Origin of the sequence: Paenibacillus cellulosilyticus (genome assembly GCF_003182255.1) — a bacterium.
GTDB classification, from domain to species: domain Bacteria; phylum Bacillota; class Bacilli; order Paenibacillales; family Paenibacillaceae; genus Paenibacillus_T; species Paenibacillus_T cellulosilyticus.
The window spans coordinates 60358-77307 of record NZ_QGTQ01000001.1 but is presented as its reverse complement, the minus strand read 5'-3'; the positions used below and the strand labels follow the sequence as shown (position 1 = coordinate 77307).

The window sequence follows — 16950 nt, the reverse complement described above, 5'->3', positions numbered from 1 at the left end:
ATGAATACAGCGTTGATATTCGCAGGTGGAACGGGGCAACGAATGAACACGTATGCACGTCCGAAGCAGTTCCTAGAGTTGCACGGCAAACCGATCATTTTGTACACATTGGAGCATTTTGAGCGTCATCCAGAGATTGATAATATCGTAGTCGTCTGCTTAAGTAGCTGGATTGATGAATTAAAGTTGTTATTACGACGGTATGACATAGAGAAGGTAAGTCAGATTGTGCCAGGTGGTGAGACGGGGCATGATTCGATTTATCGGGGGCTGCGGGCGCTGACGGTAGTTTGTCAGGCGGATGACATCGTGTTAATTCATGATGGCGTGCGACCGCTGATTACCAAAGAATTGATCTCTACGAACATCGCGAAAGCGAAGATGCACGGCACGGCGATTACTGTGGAGCCTGCGATTGAGAGTGTTATTCAGAGCAGCAATGGCGATCAGATCGATGGCGTTCCTCGGCGTGCTAGTATGTATACGGCTAAAGCACCACAGACTTTTCGATTCGCATTGATTTGGGAGTATTATCAGCGTGCACATAATGAAGGAATGCTGACGATTGATTCAGCACATCTGCTAAGTTTATTCAACGTAGAGATGCACATGGTCAAGAGTCCGCCTAATAATATGAAGATCACAACGCCAACGGACTTTTATATTTTCCGAGCGCTGCATGAGGCAATCGAGAATCAACAAATTCTTGGCATATAAGTGAGATGATATTCGGTATGGTGGATGAGAAGCAATACATAATAAATGCATTCCAGACGCACTTTGGTGCGTTCATTAATCGTCGCTTAGCGATCTATGGTATAGGACCGAACACACGGCATATTGTTGAACACTTTACCAACTTTGACATTGTGGGGCTGATGGACGAAGCGCGGGCAGGGGAGACTATCTATGGTAAGTTAGTCCTTACAGTAGATGAGGTTGCCGAGATGAACGTCGATGCCATTGTGATTGTGGCTCGAAGTAACAATGTGCGGATTATATATCGGCGAATTGCGGAAATGTGTGCGGCCAATTGTATTTATGTATATGATGTCAACGGGAATTTGCTGGGCAATGCAAACGATGAGACGAGAGCGTTGGATTCGTACAATGAGATTACGGAACAACGATTGCGTGAGAAGATTGCGCATGCAGATGTCGTGAGCTTCGATGTATTCGACACACTTGTTATGCGGCGAACATTGTATCCACAAGATATATTCGAGATTGTTGAAGATCGAATAAGAGTAACTGGCAAATGGGACGGGGAATTTACTAAGTTACGGATCAAGGCGGAGCGAGAGTTGTACAATGAGGGACCGAATCCGAAGATAGATGTGATCTATGATCGGATCCAGCAATGGCTCGGCTTTTCTAATGATATCAAGCGTGAGTTGCAACAACTAGAGATTCAAGTTGAAGCAGAACATCTAGTTCGCCGGGAAAAAATGTGTGAAATATTCAGATTTTCTGTTGCACAGGGTAAAGAAGTGTTTCTTGTTTCGGATATGTATTTGCCGGTGATAATTCTGGAACCCCTATTAGCTGAGCTGGGCATTCGTGTGCAATCGGGTCATTTGTTAGTATCTTGTGACTTTGGGGTTACGAAGTCGAATGGGCTGTATAGTATCTTACGAGAGCGATTTGCGGGACGAACTATTGTTCATATTGGGGACAATATAGAAGCGGACATACATGCAGCCAAGAGTTACGGTATTGAAGATACGTTCCATGTTCAGAGCGCTTTGAACATGCTGGAAGATAGCTATGCGAATGAGCTGTTGAAGTATGATGCTACGCTTAATAATCGCTTAATGATCGGTGAATTCACTAGTTGCCAATTGAATGATCCGTTTCTGTTCGCGGCGACGAAGGGCAAATTTCGAGTAGGCAGTCCATATGAGATGACCTATTCGTTTGTGGCGCCAGTCGTTTATCGGTTCTTTTCCTGGATGATCGCTAAGGCAAAGGAACTGAAACTAGAGCGTATTTTGCTCGGTGCGCGAGACGGATATATAATGGAGCGCATTAGTCAACAGGTACGAAAGACTATTCCTGATTTGCCGCAGACTCAGTATCTCTATATATCGAGGGCAACTGCTGTACTGGCGGGTATTCATACGGATGAAGATATTGTATTTGCGGCGTCGCTTGCTTATTCAGGATCAATGGAGGACATGCTTCGCAGCAGATTTCGGCTGATGCCAGTCGAGATTCAGCGGCGTGAAAATGAGGGTGATGCAGCCTATGTGCTGAAGCATAGAGATGCGATCTTGCGAGAAGCGGATATTGCACGCAAATACTATCTGCAATATTGGAAGACACTTGGCATACCTACTGGTGCACGAGTCGGTTTTTTTGATTTTGTGTCGTCAGGAACGTGTCAGAAAGCACTATCCAACATCGTTGATTGTGAGTTGCAGGGACTTTATTTTGCCCGAATCCAAAGTGGTGGCGGGTACAAAGCCGATATAAAGATTGAGACGCTATTCGAGGTTCGAAATATTTATGAGTCGAGTTGGAACTTGCTTGATGACTACTTCTTTATGGAGAACATCTTGACGTCTTTCGAACCTTCGCTGCAAGCGTTCGATGAAGCGGGGCGACCTGTCTTTGCAACTGAACATCGGACAACTGAGCAATTAGAGTACCTGCAAGAGTCTCAGCAGGCGTTGCTTGATTACTTCCGTGAGACGAAGCTTGATATGCGTCAAGCGCTAAATGTAAGTTTAGAAGTACCAGATCTGTTAATCCGTTCGTTGCGAGAATGTTATACTGTGCGAGAGATGGATTATTTTGAACACGAGTCACTGGTTGATGAATTTACGAACCGTTATTTTGAATTACAGAAGCATTGAGAACTTCTTATGGACTAACATGAGCAATCGAAACATTTGGAGAGTGATTGAAAGTGATTTTTGACAAGTTGGACAACCTATCGAACTATTTGCCTAAACCTCTATACGCACAAATCTCAAAATGTCTAGAGAATATTAACGCTGATAGCGTAGATGCGAAATTCGATATAGATGGAGAAAATGTATTTTTAAGAGTGATGAGTTATAACACATCTCTACGTGAAAACTGCGCGATTGAAGCACATAATCAATATATTGATATTCAATCAGTCCTGGTAGGTTCCGAGGGAATTGATATTTTCGAAAGAGATCGTTTAAAAGTTAAAGACGAGTACAGCTTGGATAAGGATGTAGTATTTTTCAAGACGGAAGATGCTTGTCCTATTACGAGGGTTTCTGTAGATCCAGGCTACTTCGCATTGATATTCCCACATGAAGCGCATAAGCCGCAAGTAGCGGTCGGAGATGTTCCTCAAGCGATTAAGAAATTCGTAATAAAAGTGAAGCTGGGTGTATATGAACAATTATAAAATTACAGGCATGATTCCGGCGCGCATGGGATCGAAGAGAATTATAAAAAAGAATGTTCGATATTTGGGCGATAAGCCATTGATTCAATATGCTATTGATCTTGCTCTCGGAAACGAATCTTTTGACAGCGTATGGGTGAACACGGAGAACGATACATTAGGTGAAATTGCTCAAAGGCTGGGAGCTCAATTTCACAAGAGACCAGATGAACTGGCTAACGACTCCGCTACAAACCGAGAGTTCGTTAATGAATTCCTTTTGAAGCATGATTGCGATTATGTCGTTATGGTGAACACGACATCTCCACTGCTAAGATCAGAGACAATCGAAGGATTTATCAATTACATAAAGAAAAATAATTTTGATACGGTACTATCTGTGATCAAGGAACAAGCGGAAATCTTCTTTGAGGATAAACCATTAACGTTTTCGCTCAAAGAGAAGATTAATAGTCAACTGCTACCACCGATTTGTAAGGTCGTGTGGTCACTTACGGCGTGGAGAAGAGAACATTTCCTGAGCATGCAGGCTAGAGGTGAAAATCCTGTATTCGGCGGAAAGTTGGGATTATATTCGATCCCTAAAGACGAATCGTGTGATTTGGATTCAGAGGAAGATTGGAGAATCGCAGAAGGAACCCTTCGGGCAAGACATGAACTACATCAGTCAAAGAGGTATTTCGAATAATGGAAAAATACTATGCGAGATATATTGGGGAAATTAAAAGTATTTTAGAGGGCATGATTGTTACGGATCGATCGGGCCAAGTTGTGGATAATGACGAAGGACTTATTAGGTGGGCTCAAAAAGCGAAGAAAGTTCGTGATGAAGATAACGGTTGTATTTTTTTTGCAGGCAACGGTGCAAGCGCAACGATGGCTGAGCACTTCTCTCATGACTGTTTTCAGAACGCTAGAATCACGACGTTCACAAGCTCGGAAACTGCTCATTTAACGGCAATCGGCAACGATCTCTCATTCGAACATATTTTCAGTTGTAGAGTCGAACGACTTTTATCGGTTAACGATGTCCTGGTTACAATTTCTTCATCGGGTAATTCGCCGAATATCATTAAAGCTATTGAAGTGGCAAGAAAGAAAGAAGCTTTTGTCATTACGCTCTCCGGCAAGTCTCACGATAACAAATCAAGAAGTATGGGTGATCTTAATTTCTATATACCTGGTGACAAATATGGACTAGTTGAGTCCGCTCACGCTGTATTATTACATTGTTGGTTAGATCTATTCTTAGATATGTACATGGGGGGCAGACATTGAAAATCGTCGTTGGAGCTTCATCGTTTGCAGCACAAAGTGATAAAGCCATCAATATCCTTTTGGAGAAGGGTATTGAGGTAGTCAAGAATCCATTTGGTCGTAAAATGAATATTCCTGAGATTATTGAGCATCTGCGGGATGCGGATGGCCTATTAGCTGGATTAGAGACTTTGAACGAAGAAGTCTACCGTGAATGTCCAAAGTTAAAAGCCATTGCGAGGATTGGCATCGGTATGGAGAATGTCGATGTGCAAGCTGCTGAAAAGCGAGGGATTAATGTTTCGAATACGCCAGATGCGCCTAGCGAAGCCGTGGCCGAGATGGTGCTGACGGCGTTGTTAGCAATTAGTCGAGAACTCATTCAGCTTAATAAAGATATGCACAATAAAGTTTGGCAAAAAAGAATAGGCTTCTCTCTACGTAATCGAAATGTTCTTTTGGTTGGATATGGACGAGTAGGCAGGAAATTCGCTGAACTATTGAAGCCATTCGGAGCTAATATTATGATTTATGATCCTTTCCAGTCCAATATCTCACTAGAAAGTCTGAATAAGGGACTTGAAGTTGCAGATATCGTATCGTTGCACGCTTCTGGAGCAGATGAATTGTTAACGAAGGAAGCTATTAAGCAAATGAAGAAAGGCGTCGTGATTTTGAACAGCGCAAGAGGCTTATTGATTAATGAAGAAGCATTGGTTGAAGCGTTGCAGACTGGAGCTGTCTCGTGGTACTGGTCTGATGTTTATTCGGAGGAGCCGTACAGAGGGAAATTAACGGAATTAGATAATGCTTTGCTCACGCCTCATACCGCCACCTATATCGACCGATGCAGAGAGGAAATGGAGCAAGAGGCGGTTTATAACATTTTGAGGGATTTGAATGATGTATAAAGACGAACTTCAAGTTGCGCTGGAGGCTGCTCGGAAAGCTGGAGATTTTCTTCTATTAAGAGAAAATATAGAAGTGGATAGCCGCGATGCAAGAGATATCAAATTATCATCTGATCGGTTAAGTGAGAAAATCATCATTGACATTTTAAAAACGACCGGGATTCCGATCTTATCGGAAGAGAGTGGTTTTATCGGAGAGAAACAAAAGTACGTTTGGATTGTCGATCCGATCGACGGGACAAGTAATTATTTCAAAGGGATGAGTGAGTTATCCTGCGTCTCAATAGCCCTAAGTAATGAGGAAGGTCCCATATTAGGGGTTATTAATAGATTCGCTAAATCAGAACTCTATTATGGTGTAGTGGGACAAGGTGCATTTTTGAACGGTAAAACAATCAGCCCATCCAAAGTATCAAAAACAGAAAATGCGGTGATGGCGACAGGATTCCCTGTTTTTGGAGACTATTCCACGGATGGTTTGCAACACTATATTCGCAAAGTCCAGTATTTCAAGAAGACTAGAATGTTGGGTGCCGCGGCGTTGATGAGTACATTTGTTGCGAATGGAGCTATTGACGCTTATTTCGAGGATGGGATCATGATTTGGGACGTTGCTGCTGGTGTAGCCATTACAAAAGCTGCGGGTGGTTCCGTTAAGCTTGAATTGCTCCAGGAAAACAAGTGTATTTGCCAATGTTTTGCAAATGCGGCGTTAATGGAGGATTACTATGCTAAAGGCTTATGATTATATCGAATTTAACAATAACAACGTCCCGATCCATAATGAGCTGCATCTGAACAATGAGAAGGGCATAGCAGAGCAATTCGTACGCAACCATCAGGTTAATGAGCATGATGAAATTAAAGAATGCCCAATATGCAATCATGATAAGAGTATTGTGTTCAGTAAAGTATGGGAAATCCCTTACTATAGATGTGAGTCTTGTTGGAGTATATTTAATTTCATTTCTGCGGCTGTAGTAACTGCGTATAAGCAGAATCAGGATTTAATCGATTATCGCCTATCCGAGTCTTATCAATCTGATGCGTCACTTAGACGAGATACCAGTTGGGAAGAATTGTTGGACTGGATCAAGTTCAGAACTTATCGATATTTGGAAAGAAACCGCGATCTTGATGTTATCGACTATGGTAATAGATATTATGCGCTTATCGATAAAATTAAGGGCTCAAACATTTGTAAACAATATGAGCTTAGAAATTCAATAGCAATGAATTATTCGAATCCTAACAATCCGATTGGACAAGCCGACGTTATTTTGTATTTAAATAATATTCAACAATCCGTGGATCCTGTAAGGGATCTGATCGAGGTTGGTCAATCCTTAAAGCAAGAAGGGTTGCTATTCTTAAGTACTAGAGTAAGCACGGGGTTCGATATCTTGACTTTACAACAAAACATTAACAACATCTATCCATTTGAGCATAATCTTCTTCTGTCAAAGTCGGGTATTGAGATCGTTTTGAAGAATGCAGGGTATCGGGTTCTTGAAATTTCCACTCCGGGTTTAATGGATCTTCAGTATGTTCAAAGTAATCTTGAAGGGATTCACAAAGACAATTTGTTCGTGAAGTATTTATTGGAACATGGTGATCAGAATACGTTATCCGAATTCCAGAGGTTTATTCAAAAGAGCGGGATGAGTTCATTCGCACAAGTTGTGGCGCAAAGGGAAGTGACGTAATGGACAGGAAAGTGAAAACAGTTATTATCGGAATGGGGAGAATGGGGAGGCTTCGTTACGATGCGCTTAAGCGTCATGGTGGATTTGAAATTGTAGCTATATGTGATACGCGTGACAGCAATCTTGACGGATTTGCGGAACGTAAATTCCACGATTGGCAGGAGTGTCTAGAGAGCGTTGAGCTCGATGCAGTAATTGTCTGCACATATAACGCATTTATTCCTGAAATCGTTTGCAGCGCATTAAAGAGAGGGTACCACGTATTCTCGGAGAAGCCTCCTGGTAGAAATGTTGCGGATACGCTGACGATGAAAGCGGCATTGGAGTCAAGTGGCCGCATTCTGAAATTCGGTTTTAATCATAGATATCATAACTCGATTATTGAGGCTAAAGCGTTAGTTGACTCTGGTTTGTTGGGGGATATTATATGCGCTAGAGGTGTATACGGTAAGGCGGGAACCGTAAACTTCGAGAGTGAATGGCGCAATGATGCCGAGTTGTCAGGCGGAGGGATTTTGTTAGATCAAGGGATTCATATGCTTGATCTTATGCATTATTTCCTAGGTGAATTTTCTTCAGTGAAGAGCGTTGTAGACACTCTTGCATGGAGCGGTATTCAGGTAGAAGACAATGCTTTTGCTATCTTTGAAACCGATCGAGGTCAAATAGCATCGTTGCATTCTAGTGCTACCCAGTGGCATCATCGGTTTAATTTGGATATTGTGTGTACGAACGGTTGTGTCGTACTTGATGGATTAATTACCTCGACAAGAAGTTACGGAGAAGAGAGATTAACATATTACAGAAAAGATTTGAACGCTAAGACGGGCAAGCTTGGAAGGCCGTCAGAACATACGTTGTGTTTCACCGAAGACTTTTCTTGGGACATAGAGATCAAGGAATTCCATGATGTATTAACGGGTGCTAAACCCTTAAGAAACGGAACAATAGATGATGCGTTGTACGTGATGCAGATGATTGAGCAGATTTATGCCGCAGGGAGAAGGGGAGGAAATTAACGATGAACAAAAAAACGATGCAGATTTTGAAGGTTGTTACTTCTCCAGACATCAAAGTGGTAAGTTTTGATATTTTTGATACGCTGCTCGTTAGGCCAGTTGTATCGCCGGTTAATTTATTTAAAATAGTTTCCTTCAGGACAAATTTGGATATAAAGTTCAAAGAAATGCGAATGATGGCAGAGAGAGTCGCAAGATTGAATAGGCCCAATTATGAAGATGATATTACCTACGATGATATTTATCGAGAGTTTTCTAATTTATATAAATTTAGTGCGGACGAAATAGAATTGTTAAAACAGACGGAGTTACAGGTCGAATATGATTATTTGTACGCAAGAAAGACTATTCGAGAGATATTTCATGCTGCGATTCAAGCTGGTAAAGAAGTAATCATTACTTCCGATATGTATCTTCCTAAGGAGTTTTTAATTAAAGTACTAAACAAAAATGGATATACAGGGTTTTCGAAGCTTTATTTATCATCTGACGAAAAACTCTCGAAGGGTTCAGGAAGACTGTTTAAGAAAATGGCAGCTGACTTTGAAGCCCGAAATATTTCGCCTAAAGAGATCGTACATATAGGAGATAATAAGGAAGCAGATATTGATCAAGCAAAAAAAAATAATATAAATGCATATCATACGCCAAGTCCAATTAGCATTTTTAAGAGTAAACGGATACTTAATTCTTTATCTCGTTATTTACATGCTTCAGATAATTCTTTTATGGTAGGGTTCATTGCAAACTCCCTTTTTGATGATCCATACCATCCGTTTAATACTAATTCCATAGTCGGGAATGACATTTCCAATTTTGGCACTATATTATTTGGTCCTTTTTTATTGAGCTATACGAAGTGGATGCTGGAAGATGCGCTTGTAGAAAAACTTGATACTATCAACTTTGTATACCGGGATGGATATCTTCCATTACAGATTTATACACTTCTCAAAGAGGTTTACCCTAACGCCCCCCAGACATCGATAATCTACCTATCTAGAGCAATGAGGTATAATTACTACGCTCATGAATCTAATGGGTTTTATAAAGCACTAATTGATTTACCGCCGAGTCCCAAAATGACTGTTGATTCATTTATTAAGACTAGATTGCTGATCACAGATCCAGAAGAGCGCAGTTTGGTATTAGGAACCTTTAAGAAACATGGATTCCCCAACAGCATAACCGCAATAGGGAATGTGGATGAATATATAAAAGTAATCAAAGAAATTGAACCTTTCTTTATTGAAAATGCGAAAAAAAGAATGAGGGACATTGATTCATATTGTTTGCATGTACTAGATGGAGAGAAGCGTTTAGGTATTTTTGATGTCGGCTATCGTGGAAGTGTAAGTAGGCTTATCAAAGATCGTTTTGAGATTGATAATATCGGGTATCACATCCTTTCGCTGCCAATGATCAATAGTTACTCGAAAATAAATTACAAATTAAAAACATTTATTGAGTATGACTATGCTATACGGCATGAGACGCAGATTTTGTCCCCGTTACTTGAAGATATTATTAGTGTTCAAGAAAGTTCAGTAATACACGCGGCTTATGATTCATCCGGACCGCAGTACTATCGTCAAGATACGAGTGTCATTAGTACTAAGATAACTTCAATACAAGAGAGCGTTATTGAATTATCAAAAGAATTTATTGCATTATTTAAGGATGATCTGCGAAGTTTAAACTTGGATGGACTACCTTTCTATTATTTACTCGTTGATTTTCTTAAGAAACCATCCAAAAGTGATGCTATGTTATTGAAGGATATTAACTTCGCTGATAGTGCTATTATTTCAGCTGACATACAAGATGTTTATGGAACCTGGTTCAATTCAAAATTTAAGAATAAGGACGAGCTTTTTACTGATAGTTTTATTAAGGATATTAACTCAGCTATATCCAATATAAGTAATGGTGTTATTGATAATAGTAAAGATAATATTTTAATTGTGGGCGATATGGTTAGCTACGACAAAGGCATATGTGATTATTTGAATAAATTGTCTATTGATATGCCAGATGTTAACTTTGTGCTTCTTTCGGAAGCGACGTACGTGGGTCGAGCAAGAACTGCAGCTAAAATTCTGTTTGATTTTATTATTACACCTACATTATTTGGGAAAAACCGTTATGTTAAAGGGCAACGGTTAGTAATGACGAAAGAAGTAGTTAGCGCGATTGAAAAGAATGAGTATCTAGCTGAAGCAATAGATAATCTTAAAACACGTCATCCGGAAATGGGTGATGGTTATGCAGAGGTTCTCTTGTATTGGGCTTCTAAGTATTTTCAAGAATTGATAGATAGTTATAAACCTAAGGCAATTATTCTCTGGAACAAATTCCATGCCTTACATCATGTTTTTACTAACTTGTCTATGAAGAATGGAATCACGCCTCTCTTTATGGAGTTTGGAGCACTACCAGGAACCTTTGTTGTCGAGAATCTCGGTCAAATGGGAGAAAGTTATCCCGCGAAGCACTGGGAGAATTTCAAAAATCTCGATGTTAACGACAAAGATCTTAACGAAGCAGAACGAGTTCTTCAACTACTTCGTAAATCGAAGCTTAATCGAAATATTCAGCCTATTAACAACATGAAGAATGAATTGTTGGGAAAAATCGATTCGAGTAAACCAATTATTTTCTATGCAGGTCAAAACGACTTTGAATCGGGGTTATATCCTTATACACATGAAACGAAAGAAAGTCATTCTCCGATTTTTAAATCGAGTAACGAGGCGGCAGTTTATTTAGCTAAATTGGCAGAAAAGAACGGCTGGAACTTCATCTATAAGCCACATCCCCTGATGCTTATCTTAAATAAGGATGTAGCGGGAGCGATTCCTGAGAATACAATTGTCGTATCGGATATTGATATTAATGATATGGTTGATTTATCCGATTTAACGATTACGATATTATCTCAAACAGGCTATGTTTCCTCGATACGCCGTCGTCCTACCTTAATGTTGGGGTATACACAGCTTAGAGGAAAGGGCTGTAGTTATGAGGCATTTACGCTGGAAAATATTGAAGAGACGATTAATATAGCTTTGAAAAATGGGTTCACGTCAGAGCAAGAGGCGCAATTTGGAAAACATGTTGCCCAGCTAATTAAGTACTATCTCTACGACGATAGAGTAAAAAAAGAGTTGCATTTCGGTCGAAGCATAGAGCAATTGTCCGACTTTTTGCGTAACGTAGTTGGCCGACATGAAGCAGAGAGGATCTTTTTATGACAGGAGTAAATGAAATGAATCGTTTTTTTAAGTTGTCTCAGGAGATTTATGCTAATTTGGCGGATCCTCTTTCCAGAGCTCTTTTTGTTGCTCGAATGCAATATAATTTAACGAAGAGTCATAAGTATTTAGTTGATATGGTTGAATTGAGTCCTAGTTTTACAGGGAAAGACTCAATATCGAAGTTATTTGGAGAGCGATTACGGAGAATTAACGAGCTGGATAACGCACGATTAATCATTTATGGTGCAGGTTGGTACTGCAGATATCTACTCGATCTGTTCTTTGGTAAGGTAGATTGGCATGCTGTTTGTGATAAAGACAGCAACAAGCACGGGACCATATTTTGTAATTTGCCGGTTATTTCACCTGAAGAATTGATGGCTAATCATAAGAATGATTACGTTGTGATCAGTTCTCCGCTTATTTATGAAGAGGTCTATAAAGAGCTAGAGATGTCCGGATTCCCTGTGGATCAAATTATATTTGAAGATTTACGCCCACAATTTAATCGAGGTCCACAATTTCAATGGGATACTAAGAATCAGTATTTCGAAGCGCCTATCATGACTCCTCAACCAAATGAAGTATTTATTGATGCAGGTTGCTACGATTGTGAGACATCATTGCTTTTTAGAGAGTGGTGTGGCGGGAACTACGACAAAATCTATGCATTCGAGCCTGATCCGACAAGCTTCCGAAACTGTCAGTCTATCATCAATCAAGAACAGATTCATAATATTGAACTTCTGAATGCAGGCGCGTGGAGCTGTGATGATAGATTGCAGTTTGACGCTAGAGGAGATGTAGGTTCTTTAATTGATTCCGGAGGAGCAACCTCGATCCATGTAAGGAGCATAGACAGTGTGCTGCAGGGCGCTCGTGCTACGTTTATCAAAATGGATATTGAGGGTGCAGAATTGGAAGCATTGCGCGGTGCGCGTGAAACGATCATCAAGCATCATCCTAGATTGGCAGTTTGTGTGTATCATAAATTGGAAGATATATTGGAAATTCAATTATATCTTCAAAGTCTGGTGCCGAATTATAAGTTTTATCTAAGACATTACAGTAATAACTGGACTGACACAGTATTGTATGCGGTTTAAGCGTCATATCAAGCGATTGTTATTAGATTAGTGAAGATGAAGTTCTATACACGTGAAGTGCACCCCTTAGAATAGACATTGGATTACACCCATAGGTTATCCAATAAAATTCTAGGGGGTGCATTTTTTATGCCATTGAACCTCGAAAGAGGGCGTTTCCATCTATATAGGATGAATTATTTCTTATGGCAATATTGGTAACGCTCTTCGGCTCATTGCGACAAGGTTCACAAACTGTTACAATTTATGCATTAAGAGAAAGCGCAACGGTCGTCATCTGTTCTTTCAGCGGCAGCTTAAGACCAGACGATTGGCATGAGTTGAGTTCGACTTGTATTGAAGAAACGGGTTACGATGAAAGGAAGGGCGGTTGCCGATGCTCGGATTGGTGAAAAAAATATTTGGCGATGCGAACGAGCGCGAGATTAAGCGTTTGATGCGCACCGTCGAGCAGATTAACTCAATAGAGCCACAGTTTACAGAACTGTCGGACGAAGGACTGCGTGAGAAGACAGTAGAGTTCAAAGCGCGTCTAGAGAAGGGCGAAGATCTAGATGACCTGCTGCCTGAAGCATTCGCTACCGTTCGCGAAGCGGCGAAGCGTACGCTTGGCATGCGTCATTTTGACGTACAGCTGATCGGTGGCATGGTTCTGCACGAAGGTAAAATCTCGGAGATGAAAACCGGTGAAGGTAAAACACTCGTCGGTACACTTCCGGTTTATTTGAATGCGCTGCTCGGCAGAGGCGTTCACGTTATTACGGTCAACGATTACTTGGCTCAGCGTGACAGCGGGCTCATGGGTCAAGTTTACGAGTTCCTTGGCTTGACGGTTGGCTGTAACCTGCATGGTCTGTCGCATTCACAGAAGCAAGAAGCATACGCTTGTGATATTACGTACGGTACGAATAATGAGTTTGGCTTTGACTATTTGCGCGATAATATGGTTCTTTATAAGGAACAAATGGTTCAACGTCCGCTTTACTTCGCCATCATTGACGAAGTGGACTCCATCCTCGTCGACGAAGCAAGAACACCGCTTATTATTTCCGGTCAAGCTGCGAAATCGACGGAAATGTATTTTGCAGCGGATCGTTTCGTTTCGCGTCTGAAGCCGGAAGAGGACTTCACGATCGATATCAAGCTGCGTAACGTTACGCTGACAGAAGCAGGCGTTGAGAAGACGGAGAAAGCATTCGCTATCGAGAACCTGTTCGACCATGCGAACGTTCTGCTTAACCATCATATCCAACAAGCGCTCAAAGCGCATAATATTATGAAGCGCGACGTTGACTACGTCGTTCAGGATGAAGAAGTTGTTATCGTCGACGAATTCACGGGCCGTCTGATGGCTGGTCGTCGTTATAGCGATGGTCTGCACCAAGCGATTGAAGCGAAAGAGCAGATCAAAGTTCAGAACGAGAGCATGACGCTCGCGACGATTACGTTCCAGAACTACTTCCGTATGTACCGCAAGCTGGCCGGCATGACCGGTACGGCGAAGACAGAGGAAGAAGAGTTCAAGAAAATTTACGGCCTCGAGGTCGTTCAAATTCCGACGAACCGGACGAATATCCGTAAGGATACGCCGGATGTCGTGTACAAATCGGAGAACGGCAAGTTCAAGGCGGTTGTCGAGGAAATCGTCAAACGCCACGCGAACAACCAGCCGGTCCTCGTCGGTACCGTTTCGATCGAGAACTCTGAGCGCGTATCGGAGATGCTGAAGAAGCGCGGCGTTCAGCACAAAGTGCTTAACGCGAAGTACCATGCGGAAGAAGCAGAGATCATCTCGCATGCTGGTCAAGCAGGCTCGGTTACGATCGCAACGAACATGGCCGGTCGTGGTACCGATATTTTGCTTGGCGAGGGCGTTGATGCTTTAGGTGGTCTTCATATTATCGGTACGGAGCGCCATGAGAGCCGCCGGATCGATAACCAGCTGCGCGGTCGTGCTGGCCGTCAAGGTGACCCAGGTTCCTCGCAGTTCTATCTGTCTCTTGAAGATGAACTGATGCGCCGTTTCGGTGCAGAGAACATCATGGGCATGATGGAGCGCCTTGGTTTCGATGAAGATCAGCCAATCGAAAGCCGCATGATTTCTCGTGCAGTTGAATCTGCTCAGAAGCGCGTGGAAGGCAACAACTTCGATATGCGTAAAGTAGTCCTGCAGTACGACGACGTGATGAACCAGCAACGTGAAATCATCTACAAGCAGCGCCGTGAAGTGCTGGAGTCGGAGAACATTCGCCTCATCGTCGTTGAAATGATCAAGCCAGTAATTGAGCGAATTGTTACTGCACATTGTGAAGGCGACATTCCAGAGGAATGGGATCTGCAGGCAATCGTTGACTATGCGCATGGCAACCTGCTCCAAGAGGGTACGTTAACGAAGGAAGAGCTATGGGGCAAGGAGAAAGAAGAAATCATCGACCTGCTCTACAGCAAAGTTGAGAAGCTGTACGATGAGCGTGAAGAGCAAATCGGTGCAGAGACGATGCGTGAGTTCGAGAAGGTTGTCGTGCTTCGTGCAGTAGACTCGAAGTGGATGGACCATATCGACGCAATGGATCAGCTTCGTCAAGGTATCCACCTTCGTGCATACGGCGGTACAGATCCGCTTCGTGAGTACCAATTCGAAGGCTTCGAGATGTTCCAAGAGATGATCGAGAACATTCAAGAAGAAATCACGAAGTATATTATGAAGGCGCATGTCGAGAACAACCTTGAGCGTCAAGAGGTTGCGAAGGGCCAGACGGAATCGGGCGGCAGCGGTGAACCAGCAGAGAAGCGTCCGGTGAAGAAGGATGAAGAAGACCGTATCGGTCGGAACGATCCGTGTCCTTGCGGCAGCGGTAAGAAGTATAAGCTTTGCCACGGTAAAGCCTAATACCAATAAGTATTAACGACCATAAAGGTTAATGAGACGTAAGCTTAATGGCTGCAATGATTTAAGCTGTGAATCATTAACACGATATAACAGTATGGAACAGATGGCGGACGTGCAGAGCATCAATCGCGCGCTCCGCCTCTGTTCACATCCGTTCGATGCAAGGCATAGCTTGTAGCATTGCATGGAAACAATGATTTTGAGGTGAAGCGAACCATGATAGACATTAAGGTCAAGCAAGACCTGCGTGAGATGGCGAAGCGACTCCAAGAGCTCAGGGGGTCTCTTTGACTTCGATCTGAAGCAGGAGATGATCGCCAACTTCGAGGAGAAGATGACGGCGCCGGACTTTTGGGATGATAATGATAAAGCACAGTCTGTCATCGCGGAACTGAACGCAGTCAAATCGACTGTAGAGAAGTATGAGAAGCTCGAGACGGACCATGAAGACCTTGCGACGATGCTGGAGTTGGCAGAAGAGGAAGGCGATGAAGCGCTTGAAGCAGAGCTTGTACAGGGCGTACAGTCGCTCGTCGATCGTATTGGCGAATTCGAGCTGACGCTGCTGCTCAATCAGCCGTATGACAAGCTGAATGCCATTCTGGAGCTGCATCCGGGTGCAGGAGGTACCGAGTCTCAGGATTGGGCGCAAATGCTGTACCGGATGTATACGCGTTGGGCAGAGAAAAGCGGCTTCAAGATTGAACTGCTCGACTACTTGGATGGTGACGAAGCGGGAATCAAGAGCGTTACGATCTCGGTTAAGGGCTACAATGCTTATGGCTATCTGAAAGCGGAGAAGGGCGTGCATCGGCTCGTTCGTATTTCGCCGTTCGATGCATCTGGACGTCGTCATACCTCATTCGTCTCGTGTGACGTAATGCCGGAAATCGATGACGACATCGAGATCGAGATTCGTACAGAGGATCTCAAGGTAGATACGTATCGTGCCAGCGGCGCAGGCGGTCAGCATATCAATAAGACGGAATCCGCCATTCGTATTACGCATATACCGACCGGCATCGTCGTGTCCTGCCAAACGCAGCGTTCGCAGATTCAGAACCGAGAGCAAGCGATGAAGATGCTGCGCTCCAAGCTATATGAGCAGAAGATCGAAGAGCAGCAGAAGCAGCTCGCTGAGATTCGCGGTGAGCAATCCGACATCGCATGGGGCAGCCAGATTCGTTCTTATGTTTTCCATCCGTACAGCATGGTGAAAGACCACCGTACAGGCGTGGAGACCGGTAACGTCGGCGCCGTAATGGACGGCGATTTGAATGCATTCATCGATGGATACCTGCGCAGCCAGATTCGGCAGGAGTAGAAGGGCCTCAAATTCCACTGCGGTGTAGTGGGGTTTGAGGTCTTTTTTTAGTGTAGGTACATGATCATTCGATGCCTTTTCCTTATATTGAA

Annotated in this window: 13 protein-coding genes; all 13 read left to right on the top strand. The window is 42.8% G+C overall.

Annotated features, from left to right (window positions below; all coding sequences use genetic code 11):
• The 13 genes from DFQ01_RS00285 (at position 1) to prfB (ending at position 16858) form a co-directional block, all read left to right on the top strand.
• Positions 1-717 (top strand): IspD/TarI family cytidylyltransferase, encoded by a 717-nt coding sequence (locus DFQ01_RS00285; protein WP_110041882.1) that lies wholly within the window; start codon positions 1-3, stop codon positions 715-717.
• A 17-nt stretch (positions 718-734) separates the two neighbouring features.
• Positions 735-2858 (top strand): hypothetical protein, encoded by a 2124-nt coding sequence (locus tag DFQ01_RS00280; protein ID WP_110041881.1) that lies wholly within the window; start codon positions 735-737, stop codon positions 2856-2858.
• Between the two features lie 53 nt (positions 2859-2911).
• Positions 2912-3388: a NanQ anomerase/TabA/YiaL family protein gene (locus DFQ01_RS00275; RefSeq protein WP_174812868.1), complete on the top strand. Its 477-nt coding sequence runs from the start codon at positions 2912-2914 to the stop codon at positions 3386-3388.
• Positions 3375-4076, top strand: a complete 702-nt coding sequence (locus DFQ01_RS00270) for an acylneuraminate cytidylyltransferase family protein (protein WP_110041879.1) — start codon at positions 3375-3377, stop codon at positions 4074-4076. The genes DFQ01_RS00275 and DFQ01_RS00270 overlap by 14 nt, the downstream gene beginning before the upstream one ends.
• Complete coding sequence (locus tag DFQ01_RS00265; RefSeq protein ID WP_110041878.1) at positions 4076-4666, top strand: SIS domain-containing protein; 591 nt, start codon at positions 4076-4078, stop codon at positions 4664-4666. Before DFQ01_RS00270 ends, DFQ01_RS00265 begins: the two co-directional genes overlap by 1 nt.
• On the top strand, positions 4663-5556 hold the full coding sequence (locus tag DFQ01_RS00260) for an NAD(P)-dependent oxidoreductase (RefSeq protein ID WP_174812867.1): 894 nt from the start codon (positions 4663-4665) through the stop codon (positions 5554-5556). The genes DFQ01_RS00265 and DFQ01_RS00260 overlap by 4 nt, the downstream gene beginning before the upstream one ends.
• Positions 5546-6301, top strand: a complete 756-nt coding sequence (locus DFQ01_RS00255; RefSeq protein ID WP_110041876.1) for an inositol monophosphatase family protein — start codon at positions 5546-5548, stop codon at positions 6299-6301. Before DFQ01_RS00260 ends, DFQ01_RS00255 begins: the two co-directional genes overlap by 11 nt.
• Entirely contained in the window at positions 6285-7262 is a 978-nt protein-coding gene (locus tag DFQ01_RS00250) for a hypothetical protein (RefSeq protein WP_110041875.1), read from the top strand. The genes DFQ01_RS00255 and DFQ01_RS00250 overlap by 17 nt, the downstream gene beginning before the upstream one ends.
• On the top strand, positions 7262-8281 hold the full coding sequence (locus DFQ01_RS00245) for a Gfo/Idh/MocA family protein (protein ID WP_110041874.1): 1020 nt from the start codon (positions 7262-7264) through the stop codon (positions 8279-8281). Before DFQ01_RS00250 ends, DFQ01_RS00245 begins: the two co-directional genes overlap by 1 nt.
• Positions 8282-8283: 2 nt before the next feature.
• Entirely contained in the window at positions 8284-11535 is a 3252-nt protein-coding gene (locus DFQ01_RS00240) for an HAD family hydrolase (protein ID WP_110041873.1), read from the top strand.
• Entirely contained in the window at positions 11532-12644 is a 1113-nt protein-coding gene (locus DFQ01_RS00235) for an FkbM family methyltransferase (RefSeq protein WP_110041872.1), read from the top strand. Before DFQ01_RS00240 ends, DFQ01_RS00235 begins: the two co-directional genes overlap by 4 nt.
• Before the next feature lie 376 nt (positions 12645-13020).
• The gene (gene secA / locus DFQ01_RS00230; RefSeq protein WP_110041871.1) at positions 13021-15534 is read left to right on the top strand and encodes a preprotein translocase subunit SecA; all 2514 of its coding nucleotides are present in this window, start codon (positions 13021-13023) and stop codon (positions 15532-15534) included.
• Between the two features lie 216 nt (positions 15535-15750).
• Positions 15751-16858, top strand: a protein-coding gene (prfB, locus tag DFQ01_RS00225; protein ID WP_110041870.1) for a peptide chain release factor 2 whose coding sequence is annotated in 2 segments (ribosomal slippage) — positions 15751-15822 and positions 15824-16858 — 1107 coding nt in all. Because the reading frame shifts where the segments join, the coding sequence is not laid out codon by codon here.
• Positions 16859-16950 lie beyond the last annotated feature (92 nt).

Excerpts from the sequence above, each read along its gene's own strand:
- DFQ01_RS00285 (WP_110041882.1), top strand. The coding sequence starts at position 1 with ATGAATACAGCGTTGATATTCGCAGGTGGAACGGGGCAACGAATGAAC.
- DFQ01_RS00280 (WP_110041881.1), top strand. The coding sequence starts at position 735 with ATGGTGGATGAGAAGCAATACATAATAAATGCATTCCAGACGCACTTT.
- DFQ01_RS00270 (WP_110041879.1), top strand. The coding sequence starts at position 3,375 with ATGAACAATTATAAAATTACAGGCATGATTCCGGCGCGCATGGGATCG.
- DFQ01_RS00265 (WP_110041878.1), top strand. The coding sequence starts at position 4,076 with ATGGAAAAATACTATGCGAGATATATTGGGGAAATTAAAAGTATTTTA.
- DFQ01_RS00255 (WP_110041876.1), top strand. The coding sequence starts at position 5,546 with ATGATGTATAAAGACGAACTTCAAGTTGCGCTGGAGGCTGCTCGGAAA.
- DFQ01_RS00250 (WP_110041875.1), top strand. The coding sequence starts at position 6,285 with ATGCTAAAGGCTTATGATTATATCGAATTTAACAATAACAACGTCCCG.
- DFQ01_RS00245 (WP_110041874.1), top strand. The coding sequence starts at position 7,262 with ATGGACAGGAAAGTGAAAACAGTTATTATCGGAATGGGGAGAATGGGG.
- DFQ01_RS00240 (WP_110041873.1), top strand. The coding sequence starts at position 8,284 with ATGAACAAAAAAACGATGCAGATTTTGAAGGTTGTTACTTCTCCAGAC.
- DFQ01_RS00235 (WP_110041872.1), top strand. The coding sequence starts at position 11,532 with ATGACAGGAGTAAATGAAATGAATCGTTTTTTTAAGTTGTCTCAGGAG.
- secA (WP_110041871.1), top strand. The coding sequence starts at position 13,021 with ATGCTCGGATTGGTGAAAAAAATATTTGGCGATGCGAACGAGCGCGAG.